This window comes from Streptomyces sp. NPDC001714, from assembly GCF_042892755.1.
GTDB lineage: Bacteria > Actinomycetota > Actinomycetes > Streptomycetales > Streptomycetaceae > Streptomyces.
In genome coordinates, this window is sequence record NZ_JBIAUL010000039.1 from 22,350 (window position 1) to 38,696 (window position 16,347).

Here is a 16,347-nt window from a genome sequence, read left to right on the forward strand (position 1 = left end):
ACGGCCCCGCGCTCCATTACTGCCGATAGCCGCTCAGGAACCGCCCGATGCGGCCGATCGCCGTCTCCAGGGTCTCGGCGTGGGGAAGCGTGAGGATGCGGAAGTGGTCGGGGGCGGGCCAGTTGAAGCCGGTGCCCTGGACGACCTGGATCTTCTCCTGGAGCAGCAGGTCCAGGACGAACCTCTCGTCGTCGTGGATCGGGTGGACCTTGGGGTCGATGCGGGCGAAGGCGTAGAGGGCGCCCTTCGGTTTGACGCAGGAGACGCCCGGGATCTCGTTGAGCTTCTCCCAGGCGACGTTGCGCTGCTCGTGCAACCGGCCGCCGGGCAGGACCAGTTCGCGGATGGACTGGCGGCCGCCGAGCGCGGCCTGGATGGCGTACTGGGCCGGGGCGTTGGCGCACAGCCGCATGGAGGCCAGCATGGTGAGGCCCTCCAGGTAGTCCTTGGCGTGCTGCTTCGGGCCGGTGACGACCAGCCAGCCCGAGCGGAAGCCGGCCACCCGGTACGTCTTGGACAGGCCGCAGAAGGTGAGGACCACCAGGTCGGGGGCGAGCGCCGCGGTGGAGTGGTGGACGGCGTCGTCGTACAGGATCTGGTCGTAGATCTCGTCCGCGAAGATCATCAGGCCGTGCCGGCGGGCCAGGTCGAGGATGCCCTCCAGGATCTCCCTGGGGTACACCGCGCCGGTCGGGTTGTTCGGGTTGATGATCACGACGGCCTTGGTGCGGTCCGTGATCTTCGACTCCATGTCGGCCAGGTCCGGGTACCAGTCGGCCTGTTCGTCGCAGAGGTAGTGCACCGCCTTGCCGCCGGCGAGGGTGGTCACCGCGGTCCAGAGCGGGAAGTCGGGGGCGGGGATGAGGATCTCGTCGCCGTCCTCGACGAGCGCCTGGACGGCCATGGAGACCAGCTCCGAGACGCCGTTGCCGAGGAACACGTCGTCGACGCCGACCTCCAGGCCAAGGGTCTGGTAGCGCCCGGCCACCGCCCGGCGGGCGGAGAGGATGCCGCGCGAGTCGGTGTAGCCGTGTGCCTGCGGGAGCATCCGGATCATGTCCTGGAGGATCTCCTCAGGGGCTTCGAAGCCGAAGAGTGCCGGATTGCCGGTGTTCAGGCGCAGCACGCTGTGACCCGCCTCCTCGAGCGCGTTGGCGTGCTCGATCACCGGTCCGCGGATCTCGTAACAGACCTCGCTGAGCTTGTTGGACTGCCGGAACTCCATGCGCCCCTCCGGAAACTCGTGTTGCTTGGTTTTACCAAGTAGGAGCTTGGAAAGTCCAACATCTTGTCTAGACTGCGTCGCATGTCACCTCGCCGAAGCTACGACCAGTACTGTTCCGCGGCCCGCGCCCTCGACGCGGTCGGCGACCGCTGGACCCTGCTGATCGTCCGGGAGCTGCTCGCCGGTCCCCGCCGCTACACGGACCTGCACGCGGATCTGCCGGGGGTCAGCACGGACGTCCTCGCCTCCCGGCTGAAGGACATGGAGCGGGACGGGCTCACCACCCGGCGGCGGCTGCCCCCGCCGGGGGCGGCGTACGTCTACGAACTCACGCCACGCGGGCGGGAGTTGCTGCCGGTGCTCCAGGCGCTGGGCAAGTGGGGCGAGCCGGAACTGGGCGAGCGCCGGCCCACCGACGCGGTGCGCGCGCACTGGTTCGCGCTGCCGCTGCTGCGGGCTCTGGCGGGCGAGGGGCTCGTCGAAGTCCGGCTGGAGGAGGGGGACTTCCACCTGTACGTCGGCGCGGAGGGCGGCCCGGTGTACGGTCACGGCCCGGCACCGGCCGAGCCCGACGCCCGGCTCGTGCTCGACGCCGGGACGGGTACGGCGCTGGCCCGGGGGGAGCTGGGGCTGGCGGAGGCGGTGCGGGACGGGCGGGTGACCGTGACCGGGGACGGGGCGCTGGCCAAGGAGCTGCGGGAGGCCTGAAACGACGACTGGGCCGCCGCGAGCGGGGCCCAGTCACCAGGTTCTGTATCGGATCACGCGCCCGGCGGCACACGTGACGGCCGACCCGACCCCCGCGTCAGCGCGTACCCGCCGATCCCGGCCAGCGCGGCCAGCACGCCGCCGATCCCGGTCCACACCCAGCGGTCGCTCCACCAGCCGGAGGACCAGCCGTCGTCGGGCTCGATGCTGGACAGCACCGCGGACTTCGTGGCCGAAGAAGTGTCGTCGGACGAAGAACTGTCCCCGTCCGACCCGGACTTGACCGCGATCCCCGGCACCAGCGGCTGGGCCAGCGAACCGTCCACCGCCGCCGAACCGCCGATGTCCTTGGCGTCCACCCTCACCTCGGCGCTCACCGGCTGACCGAGGTCGGCCGAGGCCAGATCCACCACCGTCAGCCGGATGTAGTACGTGCCGGGCAGCGGGTCGTCGGCCCACGGCTCCGACCAGGCGCGCACGGTGCGCATCACGCAGGCCAGCTCCACCGACGTGGCGCCCTGCGCGGCCGTGCGGGTCTGCGCGCCGTACTGGCAGGCCTGCCGGCGCCGCAGCCCGTCGTACACGTCGAGCTGCCAGGTCTGTCCCGCGTGCGAGTCGGGCAGCTTCACCGTCGCCTTGACGTCCGGCCGCTGGCCGGCGTCGGCAGGGAAGGACCAGTACAGGTAGTCGCCGGTCGATCCGCTGGCCGTCGCCTGCTGTCCCTGGTCCATCTCGGCCGCCGTACGGAAGGACGTGCCCGCCTGGGTGGGCGCGCCGCTGTCCTGCGAGGCGCTCGGCGAGGGCGAGGAGTCGGCTGCCGCCGGACCCGCCGCGAGGCCCACCGCCAGCAGGGCGGCGCTCAGCACACGTGTGATCCCCATCAGTTGGTCCTCCAGACCGCGACCCGCCAGCGAGACACCCAGCCCCACACCAGACCCGCGAGGAAGCCGGTCAGCACCAGCGCGCCGAGCAGCCACCAGCCGCGGCCGAGACCGAAGGAGGCGACATCGCTCGCCTTCGAAGGCCCGTCCACCACGTCGACCGTCAGCTCGACCGGCAGACCGGGGCTGGTCTTCACCCCGGACGCGGCCGAGAAGGAGTTGGTCACCTGGAGACAGACGGTCTCCGGGGTGGTGTCCTCGTCGTCGCTCTCGGCCTTCGGGTACCGCAGCCCGGTCGAGATGACGTCCGTACGGCCCACCCCCGACGCCTCGCCGCGCACGATCTCCCGCCCGTGCACGGTCACCGCGCGCAGCAGCACACCGTAGTCGGCGTTGACGGCCCGGTCGGCCGCGACGCTCACCGAAGCGCGCAGCTCCTGGCCGGGGTCGACGTCGACCTTGTACCAGCGCTGCTGCCCGAACTCCTCACGGTCGGTGTACAGCCCCGACTTCAGCGCGGGCGCGGACGAGCACTGGTCCGTCCCCTCGGTAGCTACCGGCGTGACCACGGGGTCCGCCGCCCGGTCCACCAACTGGCCGACCCGGTCGGTCAGTTCCTCCTTGTGCTGGACGGAGGTGTACGTGCCGCCGGTCGCGTCCGCGATGCAGCTGAGCTGGTCGCGGGTCTTGGCGTCCGGCACCAGGCCGAGGGTGTCGATGGTCAGCCCGACGCCCTTGGCGGCGATCTCGCGGGCCACCTCGCACGGGTCCAGCGGCTGGCAGGTGTCCTCGCCGTCGCTGATCAGGACGATACGGCGGGTCCCGTCGCCGCCCTGGAGGTCGTCGGCCGCCTTGAGCAGCGCGGGGCCGATGGGGGTCCAGCCGGTCGGCGAGAGCGTGGCGACGGCGGTCTTCGCCTCGGTGCGGTCCAGGGTGCCGACCGGGTACAGCTGCGCGGTGTCCTTGCAGCCCTCCTTGCGGTCGTTGCCGCGGTAGTTGGCGCCCAGCGTGCGGATGCCGAGCTGGACCCCCTCGGGCGTCGCGTCCAGCACCTCGTTGAACGCCTGCTTGGCCGCGGCCATGCGCGTCCCGCCGTCGATGTCCGCCGTCCGCATGGAACCGCTGACGTCCAGCACGAGCTCCACCTTGGGAGCGGCCTGTTCGGTCTCGTCGGCGACCGCATGGCCGGGGAACGCGATCCCGGCCGCCAGGGCGGCGAGCAGAGCGCAGACTCCTGCCGCCGGCCGATGTGTTCTGATCATCGGCGGATCCTATTGATCAAAGGTGCCGGGCTCCAAAACGAGGTCCGCACCGGTGAAGGAGAATGACCGGCAGGTCAACGGAGGGCGGCCAGCGGGTTCGGCAGGGCCGTCCACTGGTCGCCGGGCACCTCCGGGGAGAGCCGCATCAGGGTCAACGCCTTGGTGGGCAGCGGGCCTTCGAGGAGTGCGGTCAGGTCGGGGGTGGCGGGCAGGTGCCGTACGGCCGTCTCCAGGGCCGTCGCCAGGGCCGGGCCCGAACCCGCCGTGCTCGCGAGCGCGCCCGCGACCAGGGAGCCGAACAGCTTGCGGCGCAGGGTCGTCTCGTCGTCCGTGACCAGGCGGCCCGTCAGGCCGGGCGGGGCGATGCCGTGCCGGGCGAGGCGGGCGGGGCTGAGCCGGATGTCGGCCAGGTCGCGGTAGACCAGGCGGAGCGGGGCGCCGGTCTCGGAGAGCACGACCAGGAGGTTCTGGCCGTGCGCCTCCAGGGCCACGCCCAGGTCCAGCAGCCGCAGCCCCACCGTCAGCGCCAGGCGGGTGAACTCGGCCAGCCAGGAAGGCGATGCGGGGAGACCGGTGGTGGCCAGCGCGGCCACCGGGAGGACGCGCTCGCCCGGTGCCGCGTACGCCTGCGGCGACTCGCGCAACAGCGCCGCCAGGTCGGGGGAGCCGGCGGTCACCGCGCCCAGCGTACGGGTGACGTGCAGGAGTCCGTCCGTGCGGTCCGCCAGGTCCGTGGCGAACGACGACAACGTGACCGCCGCGCCGACCGAGTACGCCGAGATGTCCCGCACGGACGAGGTCAGCCGGGCGCTGAGCGCGGTCTTCACATGTGTCTCGTCGGCCAGGGCGAGCGTGCGCAGCGACATCAGCGGGTGCGCGTCCCGCCAGGGCCCGGCGGAGCCGCCCTTGAGGACGTGGTCACGCTGCCAGGGGTGCACGGGAATCAACAGCCGCTCACCGTCCCGGAGTTCGTCCGGCCAGTCGCCGGTCAGCAGGCAGTCCCCGGCCGCGACCGGGACCGCCTCCAGCCGGACGACCGGCCGGTGCTCCGGCCCGTACGCGAGCTGCTCGGCCGCCGAGAAACCGGGCCGCGAACGGCAGTTGGGGTGGAAGGGATGCCCGTCGACGACCCGCTGCTCCCACTCCCAGTCACGGTCCGGCCACTCCTCCGGGTCCTTGACGGAGAACTCCCGGTCCGCGCGGGAGAGCGCCAACGACGCGACACTGTGCCCGAGTTCGGCGGCGAACCCGGCCGAGTGCGGCCACCCCAGGTCCGTCGTCAACCGCGCCGGATCGTCGTACGCCACCCCGTCCAGACGCACGGCGGTCACGTACGCGTGCGTGGCGTACGGATCCGCCCGCGGGCCGTGCAGGGCCCGCCCGTCGGCCAGCCGCAGGGCCAGGCTGTGCGCCCCGCGCACCCGGCGCGCCACCCACGGCAGCGGCTCGTGCGCCAGCGCCCGCCACAGCCGGGTCAGCACCGCCGCCCGCGCACCGGGCAGCTCGGTCTCGTACCGCTCGACGAGGTCCGGCCGCGCCTCGGCCAGCTCCGCGGCGAGCCGGGTCTCGATGGGGGAGGGACGGTGCACGGGAGAGCTCCTCGGGGACGGGTACGACGGTCATGATGACCGGTGCCGAGCGACATACTGATCAGGATCGGACTGTGTGGACGTAGCGAACGAATGGAACGCGTGGATCTCATGCCCCTCAGCGACGCGGTCGGCGAACAAGCCGACGCGTACGCTGCCGCGCCCCTGCTCAACTGCCTGCTGCGGGAGGTGGCCCAGCCGCTCCCGGACGCCGGGGAAGGGCCGTCGCGGGTCTACCGGCTGCCCGGCGGCGGACGGCTGCTGCGGGTGCGCGGCGAACGCCGGCCGACCGCTCCCGAGGTGCACGCGGACGGCACCTGGCACCGCCTCGGCCACGCCGAACTGGTGAAACTCGTCGCCGAGGAACTGCGCGGACACACCGGGCTGTCCAACGGCGACCTGCCCACCGAGATGATCGACAGCCGGGACGCGGTCGCCGCGCTGCTCACGGCACGCGCTCGGGCGACGGCGCCCGACGACCCGTATGTGCGTTCGGAGCAGTCCCTCATCACCGGCCATCCCTACCACCCCGCCCCCAAGGCGCGCGGTGGCGGCCCGGTCACCGCCTGGCTGCCGTACGCCCCCGAGGCGCACGCCCGGTTCCCGCTGGTGCTGCTCGCGGTCCGCGAGGACGAGGTGGTGGAGGAGGGCGACACGGCCGCGCTGGACGCACTGGCCGCGCCGGCCGCCGTACCGGACGGCTACCGGCTGCTGCCCGCCCACCCCTGGCAGCTCGACCTGGTCGCCCGCGACCTCGCCCCGGCCTTCGCGGACGGACGGCTGCTGCGCCTCGGCGAAACCGGCTTCACGACCTGGCCGACCGCCGCCATCCGCACGGTGTACGAGCCGGAGCGGGATCTCTTCCTGAAGTTCAGCCTGGATGTCCGGATCACCAACGACATCCGCCGCCTCTGGGCGCACGACCTGCGGAAACTGCGCCGCACGGACGCGGCCGCGACCGCCGCGTTCACGGCGATGGGCGGCCCCGCGGGCTGGCTCGGCGACCGCGGCTACCGCACCGCACGCTTCGCCTTCGAGGAGCTCGCCGTGCTCGTCCGGGACGGGCTGCGCGGACCGCTGCTGCCGGGGGCCACCCCGCTGCTCGCCGCCGGCCTGGTCGAGGGCTTCGACGGCGACCCGCTGGCCGCGGCGGCGGACCCCGGTGCCTGGTGGGAGGCGTATCTGCGGGCGGTCGTACCCCCGGCCCTGACCGCCTTCGCCGAGCACGGCGTCGTCCTCGAGGCGCACCTGCAGAACACCCTGGTCGCCGTCGACGCCGAGGGCATGCCGGTGCAGGCGCTGTACCGGGACGCCGAAGGGGTCAAACTGCTGGCCGACGTGGACCGGGCCGCCGGGTGGGAGCGGCTGGTGTACTGCCTGGTCGTCAACCACCTGACCGAGGTCGCCGCCGCGCTCGCCGAACGCCACCCCGGGTTCGACCCGTGGCCGGCGGCACGGCGGGAGCTGGCACGGCAGCCGCTCCCGGAGGTGACCGACCTGCTCGCCTCCCCGACCCTGCCCGGCAAGACCAACCTCCTGCTGCGCTGGACCGGTGCGGACGGCGCCGACGCGCGCTATCTGCCGTTGCCGAATCCCCTGGCCGTCCCCTGGCCTGAAATCGCGGGGACCGAAGGGGGACCGGCCTAGGATCACAGCGCCTGATCCCCTGCCGACGAGGAGCCGACCGTCATGGGTGACGAGCGAGTTGTCGTGGTGACCGGCGGCGGTACCGGCATCGGCGCCGCCACCGCCCGGCTGCTGCGGGCCGCCGGACACCACGTCGTCATCGGCGGGCGGCGGCCCGACCCGCTGCGGCGGGTGGCCGACGAGACCGGCGCGCTGGCGCACCCCGGCGACCTCTCGGACCCGGCGGCGATCCAGGACCTCATCGACACCGCGGTCGCCCGCCACGGCCGGCTCGACGGACTGGTCCTCAACGCGGGCATCGGCCGCAGCGGCGCGGTCGGCGACCTCTCGGACGAGACCTGGGACGAGGTGCTGCGCACCAACCTGACCGGCCCGTTCCTGACCCTGCGCGCCGCCCTCCCGCACCTGCTGGAGACCCGCGGCGCGGTCGTCGCGGTCGCCTCCGTCGCGGCGCTGCGCAACGGCTGGGGCAACGCCGCGTACGCCACCTCGAAGGCCGCGCTCCTCCAGCTGTGCCGCTCGGTGGCCGTCGACTACGGCAGCCGGGGCGTGCGGGCCAACACGGTGTGCCCCACCTGGGTCCGCACCGAGATGGCCGACGGACGCATGGCCCGCTTCGCGGCGGCGGAGGGCATGGCCGGCGGGGTCGAGGAGGCCTACACGGAGGCGACGAGGCTGGCGCCCGCCGGCCGTCCGGGCGATCCCTCCGAGGTCGCCGAGGCCATCGCCTGGCTGCTCTCGCCCGCCGCGTCCTTCGTCAACGGCGCGACCCTCACCGTCGACGGCGGCATCACGGCCCTCGACCCGGGCACGGTGCCCTTCGGCTTCCGCGTCGAGAGCCGCGACGGCGACCACTGAGCCGCGCACCGTCAGGCCCGGTTACGCTGGTCACTTCACGTCCGAGGCCGGAGAACGAGGGGCGAGCATGCTGAGGGAGGTCACCGCCACCCGCTATGTCGCCCCCCTGCGCTCCGGCGGCTCGGTGCCCGGCATCGTCGAGGCCGACGACCTCGGCACCTACGTCGTCAAGTTCACCGGGTCCGCGCAGGGGCGCAAGGCGCTGGTCGCCGAGGTGATCGTGGGGGAGCTGGCGCGGGCGCTCGGGCTGCGGTTCCCCGAGCTGGTCCTGGTGCACTTCGACCCGGCGATCGCCGGGGACGAGCCGCATCAGGAGGTGCGCGACCTGCACGAGGCCAGCGGCGGAGTGAACCTCGGGATGGACTTCCTGCCCGGCGCGGAGGACTTCACCCCGCAGATCGCCGAGGTCTTCCCGGTGGACCCGCTGGAGGCGGGCCGGATCGTCTGGCTGGACGCGCTCACCGTCAACGTCGACCGTACGGTGCACAGCTCCAACCTCATGGTCTGGCCGACCTTCGGCATCGCACCCCCGCGCCTGTGGCTCATCGACCACGGTGCCGCCCTCGTCTTCCACCACCGCTGGGACACCTCGGCCCCGGGGAAGGCGTACGACTTCCGGCATCACGCCCTCGGCCGGTACGGCCCCGACACCCGGGCCGCCGACGCCGAACTCGCGCCCGAAGTGACCGAGAAACTGCTCCGGGACGTCCTCGCCGAGGTCCCGGACGCCTGGCTCACCGACTTCGGTACGCCCGACGAGATGCGCGAGGCCTACGTCGGCTACCTGCTGGCCCGGGTGCGGGCCTCCGCCGAGTGGCTCCCCACCGACTTCCCGGGGCGCGACCAGCTCGCGGCCGAGGAGGCCGCCCGCGCGGCCAGGACCCAGCAGGGACGCCCGGCCTGGCTGAAGCGGGTTCCCGACCTGCACGGCAAGCCCGCTGCCCGACAGGATTGGTCGGTGCACCTCGGATGAGCGGCGGTCCGGATGAGCGGCGGTTCGGTTCAGAGACAGTTCGGATGAGAGACAGCGATGAGTGACAGTCGGCGCGTGGAGATCGAGTACTGCACCCAGTGCCGCTGGCTGCCGCGGGCGGCCTGGCTGGCGCAGGAGCTGCTGACCACCTTCGAGACCGAGCTGACGGAGCTGGCGCTGAAGCCGGGCAAGGGCGGCGTCTTCGTCGTACGGGTCGGTGACGAGGTGGTGTGGGACCGGCGCGAACAGGGCTTCCCCGAGCCCACGGCCGTGAAGCAGGCCGTACGCGACCGAGTGGCCCCGGGGAAGTCCCTGGGCCACTCGGACAAGGCTGCGCAGGACTAGGTCGGGTCAGCCGCGCAGCTGCTGGTACGCGGGCAGCGTCAGGAAGTCCGCGTAGTTCTCGTCGAGGGCGACGGTGAGCAGCAGGTCGTGGGCCTGCTGCCAGTGGCCGGCCGCGAAGGCCTCGTCACCGATCTCCGCGCGGATGGCGTCGAGTTCCTCGGCGGCGATCGTGCGGGCCAGCTCCGGTGTGGCCTTCTCGCCGTTCTCGAACTCGACGCCGGCGTTGATCCACTGCCAGATCTGCGAGCGCGAGATCTCCGCGGTGGCCGCGTCCTCCATGAGGTTGAAGATGGCCACGGCGCCGAGACCACGCAGCCAGGCCTCGATGTAACGGATGCCCACCTGGACGGCGTTGACCAGACCGGCGTAGGTCGGCCTGGCCTCCAGCGAGTCGACCGCGATCAGGTCGGCGGCCTCGACGTGGACGTCCTCGCGCAGCCGGTCCTTCTGGTTCGGTTTGTCGCCGAGGACCCGGTCGAAGGACTCCATGGCGATCGGGACCAGGTCGGGGTGGGCCACCCAGGAGCCGTCGAAACCGTCGTTCGCCTCCCGGTCCTTGTCGGCGCGCACCTTCTCGAAGGCCACCTTGTTCACCTCGGCGTCCCGACGGGACGGGATGAAGGCCGCCATGCCGCCGATCGCGTGCGCGCCGCGCTTGTGGCAGGTGCGGACGAGGAGTTCGGTGTACGCCCGCATGAACGGGGCCGTCATGGTGACCGCGTTGCGGTCCGGGAGGACGAACCTGGGGCCGCCGTCACGGAAGTTCTTCACGATGGAGAACAGGTAGTCCCAGCGGCCGGCGTTCAACCCGGAGGCGTGGTCGCGGAGTTCGTAGAGGATCTCCTCCATCTCGTACGCGGCCGTGATCGTCTCGATCAGCACGGTGGCGCGGACGCTGCCCTGCGGGATGCCGACGTAGTCCTGCGCGAAGACGAACACGTCGTTCCAGAGCCGGGCTTCGAGGTGCGACTCGGTCTTCGGGAGGTAGAAGTACGGCCCCTTGCCGAGGTCGAGCAGCCGCTGCGCGTTGTGGAAGAAGTAGAGGCCGAAGTCGACGAAGGCACCGGGCACCTGCTCGCCGTCGACCTCGACGTGCCGCTCGTTCAGGTGCCAGCCGCGCGGCCGCATGACGACCGTCGCGAGCTCCTCGTCCGGGCGCAGGGCGTACGACTTGCCGCTCGCCGGGTCCGTGAAGTCGATGTTCCGGGTGTAGGCGTCGATCAGGTTCAGCTGGCCCAGGACGACGTTCTCCCAGGTCGGGGCGGAGGCGTCCTCGAAGTCCGCGAGCCAGATCCGGGCGCCCGAGTTGAGGGCGTTGATGGTCATCTTGCGGTCGGTGGGACCGGTGATCTCGACCCGGCGGTCGTTCAGCGCCGCGGGGGAGGGGGCCACCTGCCAGGAGTCGTCCGCGCGGACGGCGGCGGTCTCCGGGAGGAAGTCCAGGGTCGAGGTGCGGGCGATCTCGGCGCGGCGCTCGGCGCGGCGGGCGAGGAGTTCGGCACGGCGCGGCGAGAACCGCCGGTGCAGCTCGGCCACGAAGGCGAGCGCCGCGTCGGTGAGGACCTCCTCCTGCCGGGGCAGGGGCTCGGCGTCGACGATGGCCAGCGGAGACGGCGCTGGTGCGGACATGAGCTGTCACTTCCTTCAGCGGTGGCACCGGGTGCCAGTCGTTCCGGGTAGAGCGAAGCGCACCCGATCAGGGGCCGGGAGCTTCTGAACAGTGGATACTAGTTTCCTCATTGTGGAAGTTCAATGGTTTGTTGATGTCGAGATTCTCCGGGTCGAGCCAAGGTGGCGCTCGGTGCCACCCCGTTCACTCAAGGTGGCCCAGGTCCGCCTCCGTGTCGATGTCGTACGGCTCGGCCACGTCCCCGCACTCGACGAGCGTGATCGCCTCCTCGTGGGCCCTGAGATAGGCGCGGGCGCCCCGGTCCCCGGTCGCGCTCGCGGCGATCCCCGCCCAGTGGGCCGAGCCGAACAGGACGGGATGGCCGCGCACCCCGTCGTAGGCGGCCGACACCAGCGAGTTCCGGTCCCGGTACCCGCCGAGCACCCGAGCCACGGCCGCGGCCCCGATCCCGGGCTGGTCCACCAGGGACACCAGGGCCGCCCGCACCCCCGCCCCGGCGAGCGACTCCAGCCCCACCCGCAGCGAGGACCCCATGCCCTCGGCCCAGTCCGGGTTCTCCACGACCACACAGCCGTCCAGCCCGGCCCGCGCCCGCACGTCGTCCGCGCCGGCCCCCAGAACCACGTGCACCGGCCCGCAGCCGCCCGCCCGCAGCACCCCGACCGCGTACTCCACCAGCGGCCGCCCCCGGTGTGTCAGCAGCGCCTTGGGCCGCCCGCCGAGCCGTCTGCCACCGCCGGCGGCGAGCAGCAGGCCGGCGATCTGGTCGTGCGTGTCCGTCATGCGTCCTGCATACCCGACGCCGGAGCGGGCGGCCGGTTCCTGAGGGCTGAAATTCGGTCCGCGCTGTAGCGCTTTCCGTACGGGAGGGCGTTTACTGACCCGCGTCCCCGGGCGCCCGACCACCGTTCAGGGGCACCTGGCGAGGGGGGAGAGCTGTGTTGCGGAGCTTGGGACAGAGGCCAGTGACCGGCAGCGACGAGGATCCGAGGGTGACGGAACTACGCACGGCGGTCTCCCGGCTGCGCCGCGAACTGGCCGCACACCCGGCCGAGTTCCCGGACCGCGCGATAGCCGAGGACGAGCTGGCGGCCCTGGCGGCGATGGCGACGGGCGGCATCCCGGAGATCCCCCGCCTGCGCCGGTCGTTGTTACTGATCGCGGGCGCGATCGGTTCGATGAGCGCACTGTCCCGGGGCCTGTCGGACGTACGGCAGGCGGTGGACCTGTTCGGTGAAACGCCGAGACGCTGAGCGCCTCGTCAGGGGCGCTGGGGGTACCCCCGGCCGAAGGCTGGGGGAGGAACTGCGCGACCAGACCCCGCGCACCCGCACCCGCCAACGCTCCTGTCGTCCCTGCCCCTTAGGCCCCTGAAACCCCTCAGGCCCCCGAACTCGCAAGCGCCCGGGACAACTCGACAGCCACCTGCTGCAGCACCGGCACGATCTTCTCGACCGCCGCCTCCGTGACCCGCCCCGCAGGCCCGGAGATCGAAATGGCCGCCGCGGTCGGCGAGTCCGGCACGGACACCGCCAGGCACCGCACCCCCATCTCCTGCTCGTTGTCGTCCACGGCGTACCCGAGTTCCCGCACCTCCGCCAGCGCGGCCAGGAACCCCTCCGGAGTGGTGATCGTCTTCTCCGTCGCCGCGGGCATCCCGGTCCGCCCCAGCAGCGCCCGCACCTCGGCGTCCGGCACATTCGCCAGCAACGCCTTGCCCACGCCGGTCGAGTGGGGCAGCACCCGGCGGCCCACTTCCGTGAACATCCTCATCGAATGCTTCGACGGCACCTGCGCCACGTACACGATCTCGTCCCCGTCGAGCAGCGCCATGTTCGCCGTCTCCCCGGTCTCCTCGACCAGCCGCGCGAGGTACGGCCGCGCCCAGGTACCGAGCAGCCGCGACGCGGACTCGCCGAGCCGGATCAGCCGGGGGCCGAGCGCGTACCGCCGGTTCGGCTGCTGCCGTACATAGCCGCAGGCGACCAGCGTCCGCATCAGCCGGTGGATCGTCGGCAACGGCAGCCCACTGCTCGCGGAGAGCTCGCTGAGGCCCACCTCGCCGCCCGCGTCCGCCATCCGCTCCAGCAGATCGAAGGCGCGCTCGAGGGACTGGACGCCGCCGCCGGACTTGGCGGAGTCGTTGGTGCTGGCGCTGGACGTCGGCACGGCGCGTTCCTTTCGGGACTGGCGGGAAGGGCAGAAGCCTACCCGGCAGTCGGTTGACTCCCTGGTCGTACCTAGCTACGTTCTGCTTGCCGGAAGTGTAATTCCGCTTTGTGGAAACGTCCAGAGTGGGCGCCTGTCGGGCCCTGGGATGCAGTGTGCCCTTGACGGCGCGGGAGCGGGAGTGAAGACTCCTTCAACAGAACGTTGAATTCCGTTGCGTGGGTGTAAATCCCGTTTCGCGGAAGTAAAACGGCGGCAGAGAGAGGGGTCCGGGTGTCCGACGCTGAACTGGTGCTGCGCTCGACGCGCGTCATCACCCCGGAGGGGACGCGGGCCGCCTCGGTCGCCGTGTCCGCCGGGACGATCACGGCCGTACTGCCCTACGACGCTCCCGTCCCGGAGGGCGCCCGCCTGGAGGACTTCGGCGACGACGTCCTGCTGCCCGGCCTGGTCGACACCCATGTGCATGTGAACGACCCGGGCCGCACCGAGTGGGAGGGCTTCTGGACCGCCACCCGCGCGGCGGCGGCCGGCGGCATCACCACCCTGGTCGACATGCCGCTCAACTCCCTCCCGCCGACCACGACCGTCGAGAACCTCCGCGTCAAGCGACGGGTCGCGGCCGACAAGGCGCACATCGACGTCGGCTTCTGGGGCGGCGCGCTGCCCGACAACGTCAAGGACCTGCGCCCGCTGCACGAGGCCGGGGTCTTCGGCTTCAAGGCGTTCCTGTCGCCGTCCGGCGTGGACGAGTTCCCGCACCTCGACCAGGAGCAGCTGGCCCGGTCCCTGGCGGAGATCGCCTCCTTCGACGGCCTGCTGATCGTGCACGCCGAGGACCCGCACCACCTGGAGGCCGCCCCGCAGCAGGGCGGCCCGAAGTACGCCGACTTCCTCGCCTCCCGTCCGCGCGACGCGGAGGACACGGCGATCGCCCAGCTGATCGCCCAGGCGAAACGCCTGCACGCGCGCGTGCACGTCCTGCACCTGTCCTCCTCCGACGCGCTGCCGCTGATCGCGGCGGCCAAGGCGGACGGTGTCCGCCTCACCGTCGAGACCTGCCCGCACTACCTCACCCTCACCGCCGAGGAGGTCCCCGACGGCGCCAGCGAGTTCAAGTGCTGCCCGCCCATCCGGGAGGCGGCCAACCAGGACCTGCTCTGGCAGGCGCTGGCCGACGGCACCGTCGACTGCGTGGTCACCGACCACTCGCCCTCCACGGCCGACCTCAAGACGAGCGACTTCGCGACCGCCTGGGGCGGCATCTCCGGCCTCCAGCTCAGCCTGGCCGCCGTGTGGACCGAAGCCCGCAGGCGCGGCCACGGACTCGAGGACGTGGTCCGCTGGATGTCGGCCCGCACGGCCGCGCTCGTCGGGCTCGACGACCGCAAGGGCGCCATCGCGGCGGGCCGGGACGCCGACTTCGCCGTCCTCGCGCCCGACGAGACCTTCACCGTGGACCCGGCGGGCCTCCAACACCGCAACCGGGTCACCGCCTACGCGGGCAAGACCCTGTACGGCGTCGTGCGGTCCACCTGGCTGCGCGGCGAACGCGTCGTGGCGGACGGCGAGTTCACGCCCCCGCAGGGCCGCCTCCTCACCCGCACCCCCTGACCTCCCTCTGCTCCTTCCGCACCCGCGGCGGCCGACACCGAAAGGAACACCTTGACGGCGATCCCGACCTTCACCGGCGACGCGCACCCCTACTCCGGCGGCGACCCGTACGCGGACTACCGCACCGCCGACTTCCCCTTCACCCGGTACGTCAACCTCGCCGACCGGCAGCTCGGTGCCGGGGTCATCGCCGCCAACGACGAGTTCTTCGCCCAGCGGGAGAACCTGCTGGTGCCGGGGCGGGCCGAGTTCGACCCCGAGCACTTCGGGCACAAGGGCAAGATCATGGACGGCTGGGAGACGCGCCGGCGCCGCGGGGTCTCGGCCGACCATCCCTGGCCCACCGCCGAGGACCACGACTGGGCGCTGGTCCGGCTCGGCGCCGCCGGCGTCGTCCGCGGGATCGTCGTCGACACGGCCCACTTCCGCGGCAACTACCCGCAGGCGGTGTCGGTCGAGGGCACGTCGGTGGCGGGTTCGCCGTCCCCGGCGGAACTGCTCGGCGACGACGTGAAGTGGACGACCCTCGTCCCGCGCACGCCGGTCGGCGGCCACGCGGCGAACGGCTTCACGGTCTCCCTGGAACAGCGCTTCACCCACCTCCGCGTCAACCAGCACCCCGACGGCGGCATCGCACGCCTGCGCGTGTACGGCGAGGTCGTGCCCGACCCCGAGTGGCTCGCCGTGCTCGGCACCTTCGACGTGGCGGCCCTGGAGAACGGCGGCCGGGTGGAGGACGCCTCCGATCTCTTCTACTCACCCGCGACCAACACCATCCAGCCGGGCCGCTCCCGCAAGATGGACGACGGCTGGGAGACGCGCCGCCGCCGAGACCGGGGCAACGACTGGATCCGGTACCGGCTCGCCGCCCAGTCCCAGATCCGGGCGATCGAGATCGACACGGCGTACCTGAAGGGCAACAGCGCGGGCTGGGCTTCGGTGTCGGTGAGGGACGGCGAGGACGGCGAGTGGCGCGAGATCCTGCCGCGCACCCGCCTCCAGCCGGACACGAACCACCGCTTCGTCCTGCCGACACCCGCGGTCGGCACGCACGCGCGCGTGGACATCTTCCCGGACGGCGGGATCTCCCGCCTGCGGCTGTTCGGTACACCGACGGAAGCGGGGGCAACGGCCCTGACGGCAAGGCACCGCGAACTGTCCTGACGCCGTGTTCGCCCACCCACCCACCCGACTCGCCTTCTCGCAAAGCGAACTCGAAAAGCAACGACAGGACGGGCCCACCTAGGCACCCAAGGCGGGGTGGGGTGGGGCGCCCAGGCAGAGCCGGGTGGGACGGGGCGGCCGAGGTCACCCGGGAGGGGGTGGCCGGGGCGGTCGGATTGGTTGGCCGGGGGCGGGATGGGACGGCTGGGGCCGAGGTCAGCGGGGAGCGGGACGGTCTTCGAGGGTGGTGGGTGTCGGCTTATGAGGCCTCGCTTGTCGGCT

The 16,347-nt window shown here is 72.4% G+C and carries 15 protein-coding genes; 8 read left to right on the forward strand and 7 right to left on the reverse strand.

The features are described 5' to 3' along the window. Positions 1-16: 16 nt before the first annotated feature. A complete protein-coding gene (locus tag ACFY0P_RS49455; protein WP_388929083.1) occupies positions 17-1,225 on the reverse strand; it encodes a pyridoxal phosphate-dependent aminotransferase in 1,209 nt (402 codons plus the stop codon). Between the two features lie 81 nt (positions 1,226-1,306). Between ACFY0P_RS49455 and ACFY0P_RS49460 the strand changes: the two genes are divergently transcribed. Then, positions 1,307-1,933: a winged helix-turn-helix transcriptional regulator gene (locus ACFY0P_RS49460; protein ID WP_388929084.1), complete on the forward strand. Its 627-nt coding sequence runs from the start codon at positions 1,307-1,309 to the stop codon at positions 1,931-1,933. A gap of 53 nt (positions 1,934-1,986) precedes the next feature. Here ACFY0P_RS49460 and ACFY0P_RS49465 read toward each other — a convergent pair whose 3' ends face one another. From ACFY0P_RS49465 to ACFY0P_RS49475, 3 genes are all read right to left on the reverse strand, one after another. Next, positions 1,987-2,814, reverse strand: a complete 828-nt coding sequence (locus ACFY0P_RS49465) for a hypothetical protein (RefSeq protein WP_388929085.1) — start codon at positions 2,812-2,814, stop codon at positions 1,987-1,989. Then, entirely contained in the window at positions 2,814-4,076 is a 1,263-nt protein-coding gene (locus ACFY0P_RS49470) for a VWA domain-containing protein (protein WP_388929086.1), read from the reverse strand. Before ACFY0P_RS49470 ends, ACFY0P_RS49465 begins: the two co-directional genes overlap by 1 nt. A 74-nt stretch (positions 4,077-4,150) precedes the next feature. Continuing rightward, on the reverse strand, positions 4,151-5,665 hold the full coding sequence (locus ACFY0P_RS49475) for an IucA/IucC family protein (protein ID WP_388929087.1): 1,515 nt from the start codon (positions 5,663-5,665) through the stop codon (positions 4,151-4,153). 93 nt (positions 5,666-5,758) lie between these two features. Between ACFY0P_RS49475 and ACFY0P_RS49480 the strand changes: the two genes are divergently transcribed. From ACFY0P_RS49480 to ACFY0P_RS49495, 4 genes are all read left to right on the forward strand, one after another. Continuing rightward, entirely contained in the window at positions 5,759-7,312 is a 1,554-nt protein-coding gene (locus tag ACFY0P_RS49480) for an IucA/IucC family protein (RefSeq protein ID WP_388929088.1), read from the forward strand. A gap of 42 nt (positions 7,313-7,354) precedes the next feature. After that, complete coding sequence (locus ACFY0P_RS49485; RefSeq protein ID WP_388929089.1) at positions 7,355-8,170, forward strand: SDR family NAD(P)-dependent oxidoreductase; 816 nt, start codon at positions 7,355-7,357, stop codon at positions 8,168-8,170. A 67-nt stretch (positions 8,171-8,237) separates the two neighbouring features. Continuing rightward, positions 8,238-9,143 carry a HipA family kinase gene (locus tag ACFY0P_RS49490; RefSeq protein WP_388929090.1) on the forward strand — a complete coding sequence of 302 codons (906 nt, stop codon included), beginning with the start codon at positions 8,238-8,240 and terminating at the stop codon, positions 9,141-9,143. Positions 9,144-9,200: 57 nt separating this feature from the next. After that, positions 9,201-9,488: a SelT/SelW/SelH family protein gene (locus tag ACFY0P_RS49495; protein WP_388929091.1), complete on the forward strand. Its 288-nt coding sequence runs from the start codon at positions 9,201-9,203 to the stop codon at positions 9,486-9,488. A 6-nt stretch (positions 9,489-9,494) separates the two neighbouring features. Here the strand turns inward: ACFY0P_RS49495 and aceB are convergent, their stop codons facing one another. Beyond that, a complete protein-coding gene (gene aceB, locus ACFY0P_RS49500; RefSeq protein WP_388929092.1) occupies positions 9,495-11,117 on the reverse strand; it encodes a malate synthase A in 1,623 nt (540 codons plus the stop codon). Between the two features lie 184 nt (positions 11,118-11,301). After that, complete coding sequence (locus tag ACFY0P_RS49505) at positions 11,302-11,901, reverse strand: NTP transferase domain-containing protein (protein WP_388929093.1); 600 nt, start codon at positions 11,899-11,901, stop codon at positions 11,302-11,304. A 155-nt stretch (positions 11,902-12,056) separates the two neighbouring features. Here ACFY0P_RS49505 and ACFY0P_RS49510 point away from each other — a divergent pair, with 155 nt between their 5' ends. After that, positions 12,057-12,371: a DUF5955 family protein gene (locus ACFY0P_RS49510; RefSeq protein ID WP_388929094.1), complete on the forward strand. Its 315-nt coding sequence runs from the start codon at positions 12,057-12,059 to the stop codon at positions 12,369-12,371. Positions 12,372-12,498: 127 nt separating this feature from the next. On the opposite strand, the gene ACFY0P_RS49515 is transcribed toward ACFY0P_RS49510, so the two are convergent. Continuing rightward, a complete protein-coding gene (locus tag ACFY0P_RS49515; protein ID WP_388929095.1) occupies positions 12,499-13,287 on the reverse strand; it encodes an IclR family transcriptional regulator in 789 nt (262 codons plus the stop codon). A gap of 273 nt (positions 13,288-13,560) precedes the next feature. On the opposite strand from ACFY0P_RS49515, the gene allB reads away from it, so the two are divergent. Continuing rightward, entirely contained in the window at positions 13,561-14,901 is a 1,341-nt protein-coding gene (gene allB / locus ACFY0P_RS49520; protein WP_388929096.1) for an allantoinase AllB, read from the forward strand. A gap of 51 nt (positions 14,902-14,952) precedes the next feature. Further along, entirely contained in the window at positions 14,953-16,065 is a 1,113-nt protein-coding gene (alc, locus tag ACFY0P_RS49525) for an allantoicase (protein ID WP_388929097.1), read from the forward strand. Positions 16,066-16,347 lie beyond the last annotated feature (282 nt).